This window comes from Acetivibrio ethanolgignens (assembly GCF_001461035.1).
GTDB lineage: Bacteria > Bacillota > Clostridia > Lachnospirales > Lachnospiraceae > Velocimicrobium > Velocimicrobium ethanolgignens.
Genome location: NZ_LNAM01000076.1, coordinates 1 through 1,819, shown reverse-complemented (window position 1 = coordinate 1,819; position 1,819 = coordinate 1). Strand labels below are relative to the sequence as shown.

General features: G+C 39.4%; 1 protein-coding gene. It reads left to right on the top strand.

Annotated elements, in window-relative coordinates; translation table 11 throughout:
- Positions 1-414: 414 nt before the first annotated feature.
- A complete protein-coding gene (locus ASU35_RS04560; RefSeq protein ID WP_058351877.1) occupies positions 415-1,710 on the top strand; it encodes an IS110 family RNA-guided transposase in 1,296 nt (431 codons plus the stop codon).
- Positions 1,711-1,819: the final 109 nt, after the last annotated feature.

Sequence of the window (1,819 nt, the reverse complement as noted above, 5' to 3'; positions counted from 1 at the left end):
CTCCTCGTATAATAAGTTTGTAAGCAAGGATAATTAGCTTACAGACTTATTCTTTTTATGGTATAGAGGTAAGGACATCTAAGAGGAACTCCCCTCATCCAATTCCCATCTATACGGTCAATAGTTACATTTATTTATAGTTAATCCTGTGTTATGATATCAGTAGAGTCTGATGTCCGAAGGCACTGCTTTTTCTCCTTTCAGCCGACTTTGTCCGAGACTGCTTAGAAAGCATGCAGCCTGGCGCATATGGCACATTCTGCTTACACAGAAGTTTCATCTCCAGCCGTAGCACCAGCAAAAAATGCTGACTGGATGAATGCTCATTACGCGAGGTTTCAGTCACCATATGCAGCGCAGGATAAACCTTCACTTAAGACTTCACAAATCCAGATCAGAAAGGAGCGTGATAACATGATAAAGATCAACTATATGTCCACTTTGTTTGTTGGTATTGATGTAAGCTCAAAGTCTAACGTTGTTTGCGCTATGGACTTTGATGAAAATCAATACATATCCTCTTCTTTCAAGAACAACCAGCCAGGTGCTGATGAACTTGCTAAGATGATTTTAGAATGTATGAAGACCCATTCTAACTTAAATACCATTGTTGTTGCATTGGAGTCCACATCTGTTTATAGCATTCATATTGCTAACTTCCTGTCAACATGCGAAGTTCTAATGCCCTATAAACCTTATGTGTTCTGCTTAAATCCTAAAGCAACCGCCAACTACCGCAAAAGTTATATAGCTATGGAAAAATCGGATCCAATGGATGCATATCTCATAGCTGATTTTGCCCGGTGCGGTCGCACAAAGAAATGTGAACCCTGGCGTGGCGGTCAGTTTTTAGCATTAAAACGCCTGACACGACATCGTCTTCATCTGGCTGAATGCATCACCAGAGAAAAAACTTATATGGTTTCAAACCTCTATTTAAAGTTTAGTGAACTTCAGCTTTTAGATGATGATAAACAACCTTTCAGCAACATCTATGGTGCTACATCCTCTGCCGTTTTGACAGAGTTTATGTCTCTTCAGGAAATCATAGATGCCTCTGAAGAAGACTTACTACAATTTCTGTCTCAAAAAAGCAGAAATCGTATCAGTGATATATCAAAAACCTCTGAGCTTTTAAAAAAAGCTGCAAGAGATTCTTACCGGTTAGACAAATGCATGTATGAGCCACTCAATGTATCATTGGCAAGCTCATTTAACTGCATTCAGACCTACCAAAAAGAAATGAAACTGATAGATCAGGCAATAGAGAAATGTATCAACGGCATGAATCCCAATGCTTTTACAATTCTCAAATCAATTCCAGGAATAGGTCCTGTATGGGCAGGCGGCATCCTGTCTGAAATAGGCGATATTAACGCATTTCATTCTTCAGATGCACTGGCTAAATATGCCGGTTTAATATGGCTCAAAAATGATTCCGGAGACTTTGTTTCCGAAGACAATCGTGTGTCTAAAGCTGGTAACACATATCTTCGTTATTATCTCGGAGAAGCCGCCAACAGCGTAAGACACCATATTCCTGAGTACAAAGAATTCTATTCGAAAAAATATGCTGAGGTTACCAAACATCAGCACAAGAGAGCACTCGCGCTTACATCTCGTAAATTCGTACGACTCGTTTTTGGATTGCTGGTCAAAAACCAACTGTACACCGGCGAAAAATTGGACGCTGAATTTAATAACGAGTAGTTCGAACATACATTCTATTTTAGGCGTATGCTAGGTGAAGTGCGCCCTTTTTTACATAAATCATCCAAAAATCTTCTCAAATTGTTCTTGACATATTACCAGAATGCTT